At 66.5% G+C, this 2943-nt stretch carries 3 protein-coding genes and 1 pseudogene; all 4 read right to left on the minus strand.

The features are described 5' to 3' along the window. Positions 1-19: 19 nt before the first annotated feature. Positions 20-1606: a GTPase ObgE gene (obgE, locus tag RCJ92_RS15505; protein WP_343830353.1), complete on the minus strand. Its 1587-nt coding sequence runs from the start codon at positions 1604-1606 to the stop codon at positions 20-22. Between the two features lie 132 nt (positions 1607-1738). Continuing rightward, on the minus strand, positions 1739-1993 hold the full coding sequence (gene rpmA, locus RCJ92_RS15510; RefSeq protein WP_054821895.1) for a 50S ribosomal protein L27: 255 nt from the start codon (positions 1991-1993) through the stop codon (positions 1739-1741). Between the two features lie 53 nt (positions 1994-2046). Then, a complete protein-coding gene (gene rplU, locus RCJ92_RS15515) occupies positions 2047-2355 on the minus strand; it encodes a 50S ribosomal protein L21 (RefSeq protein ID WP_138927211.1) in 309 nt (102 codons plus the stop codon). 224 nt (positions 2356-2579) lie between these two features. After that, positions 2580-2943: pseudogene (locus RCJ92_RS15520) on the minus strand (ribonuclease E/G); the annotation flags it as partial.

The following is a 2943-nucleotide window of genomic DNA, read 5'->3' on the forward strand; positions in this document are numbered from 1 at the left end:
GGCCCGTGGCGGGCCGGTGCTAGTCTTCCTCGGTCTGCCCGGTCTCGGCCGCGGCGCGCCGGGCGTTCTTGCCCTGCACGCTTTCGGTCCAGATCCCGGCCTTGCGCTCGGCTTCCAGTTCGGCGCGGGCCGCGGCCTTGGCGGCCTTGCGTTCCTCGTGCTCGGCGCGCTTCTGTTCGCGGGTGGGACGGCTGCGGTCTTCCAGCCGCACGTCCTCGCCGCGGCGCGAACCGCCCAGCAGCTCGGCCCCGGCGGCCATGGTCGGCTCCCAGTCAAAGACGACCGCGTTGTCCTCGGCGCCGATGACCACCGCGTCCCCGGGGCGGGCCCCGGACTTGAACAGTGCGTCCTCCACGCCCAGCCGGTTCAGCCGGTCGGCCAGGTAGCCCACGGCCTCGTCGTTGGAGAAGTCGGTCTGCAGGATCCAGCGTTCGGGCTTCTCCCCGATGACCCGCCACAGCGGTTCCAGGTTCTGCTCCTCGCGGCGGATCGTGAATTCCTGGCGGTTCACCGAGCGCGGGCGAACCACCGGCACCTCCACCACGGGGGCAGCGTGCTCCAGCTTGGCGCGCTCCTGCTCCACCAATTCAGCCATGGCGAAGGACAGTTCGCGCAATCCGTTACGCGACAGGGCCGAGACCTCGAACACCCGGTAGCCGCGCTTTTCCAGTTCGGGGCGCACGAATTCGGCCATGTCCTGCCCGTCGGGCATGTCGACCTTGTTCAGCGCCACCAGCTTGGGGCGTTCGCTGAGCGGGATGATGGTCCCGTCGGTCCCGGCGTAGGAGGAGTCGACCTCGTAGGCGGCCAGTTCGGCCTCGATGACCTCCAGGTCGGTGATCGGGTCGCGCTCGGATTCCAGGGACGCGCAGTCCAGCACGTGCACGATCGCGGCGCAGCGCTCAACGTGGCGCAGGAACTCGTGGCCCAGCCCCTTGCCCTCGGAGGCGCCGGGGATCAGCCCGGGCACGTCGGCCACGGTGTAGCGCACTTCCCCGGCCTGCACCACGCCCAGGTTCGGCACCAGGGTGGTGAACGGGTAGTCGGCGATCTTCGGACGCGCCGCGGACAGCGCGGCGATCAGCGAGGACTTGCCGGCCGAGGGGTAGCCGACCAGGGCGATGTCCGCCACGGACTTCAGCTCCAGGACCACGTCCTGCTCCTGGCCGGGGATGCCCAGCAGCGCGAAGCCCGGGGCCTTGCGCTTGTCCGAGGCGATGGCGGCGTTGCCCAGTCCGCCCTGCCCGCCGGCGGCCGCCAGGTAGCGGTCCCCCGGGTTGATCAGGTCGGCCAGGATGTCCCCGGCACGGTTCTTCACCACGGTGCCGGCCGGGACCGGCAGCACCAGGTCCACGCCCTGCTTGCCCGGGCGCAGCCCGCCCTTGCCGGGTTCGCCGTTGCTGGCCTTGCGGTGCGGCAGGTGGTGGTAGTCCAGCAGCGTGGTGACCTGTGGGGAGACTTCGAGGATGATGTCGCCGCCGTTGCCTCCGTTGCCGCCGTCGGGGCCGCCGAGGGGCTTGAATTTCTCGCGTCGGATGGACACGCACCCATGTCCGCCGTTTCCGGCGGTGGCATGCAGGGTGACGCGGTCAACGAATGAAGCCACGGGGGTTCTTCTCCTTGGTTCTGGCGGTGCAAAAGACACTCGCCATTAAGTTTAGCGAAACGCACGCAAGGGGTGGGCCGGTAATCCGACCCACCCCTTGGCGTACTAAAAAGTTTTGCCTGGTGCCTAGAACTAGGCGGCAGAAACGATGTTCACCACGCGGCGACCACGACGGGTGCCGAACTCAACCGCACCGGCGGTCAGGGCGAACAGGGTGTCGTCCTTGCCACGTCCCACACCGTTGCCCGGGTGGAAGTGGGTGCCACGCTGGCGCACGATGATCTCGCCGGCGTTGACTTCCTGGCCGCCGAAGCGCTTTACACCCAGGAACTGCGGGTTGGAGTCGCGACCATTCTTGGTCGAGCTCGCACCTTTCTTACTTGCCATAGCTTAAACCTCTTTCGCTACAAATTTTCTTGATCTCTACGATACGCCAGAAATTAGGCGATCGAGGTGACCTTGACCTTGGTCAAGGCGGCACGGAAGCCCTGGCGCTTCTTGTAACCGGTCTTGTTCTTGTACTTCTGGATGACGATCTTCGGACCGCGGAGGTTCTCAACGACCTCGGCGGTGACCTTGACCTTGGCCAGATCGGCAGCAGCGGAAGTTACCTTCTCGCCATCCACCAGCAGCAGGGCCGGAAGCTCAATGGAGCTGCCTTCGGCAGCCTGAAGACGGTCAACGGTAATGAGGTCTCCAACGGAAACCTTTTCCTGGTGGCCGCCAGCGCGGACAATTGCGTACACCACGTGGGTACTCACTTCTACTCGACGTTTCATTGTCTTACGGCGCAGAAATCAACCCGTATTCCTTATACAGCGGAACGACCTGGGGATCTCATGCGCTTGTGCCGTGACGCCGAGCGGACAAAACCGTGATCTTGGCGTTTAGCACCGATGAACCAGATTACGCTAGGAAAGCGTGCCGGGGCAAATGAAAACCCGCCCCGGCGCGCCCTGCGTGATCAGGATCATCATTTCAGTTCGCGTACCGGAACCCCGACCCCGAGCATGACCGGCTTGGCGGCCGGCTCGGCGGGAGTTTCGCTTGGCTTACTGGACGTATCCATCTGCACCCGGTTGCCCTGGGCAGTGGCTACTTCGCTCACGACAACCTCCGCGTTCGCATCCCCCTGGGCCGAGGTGGCCCGGCGGCTGCGGCGCTTTGGCTTCGTGGAACTCTGTGGGGCGGCCGGCGCGGACGACTGCACAACCGGCTGCTGTGCGGCAGCGGACTGCGCGGCGGCCTGGGCCGGCGCCTCAATGGTGTCGGCCGGCAGGGCCAGCCCGGTCAGCAGCGGCTGCTCACTGACCGCACCGCTGGCGGACCCGGCGGGG

The sequence above is a fragment of the Glutamicibacter sp. BSL13 genome (genome assembly GCF_052928425.1).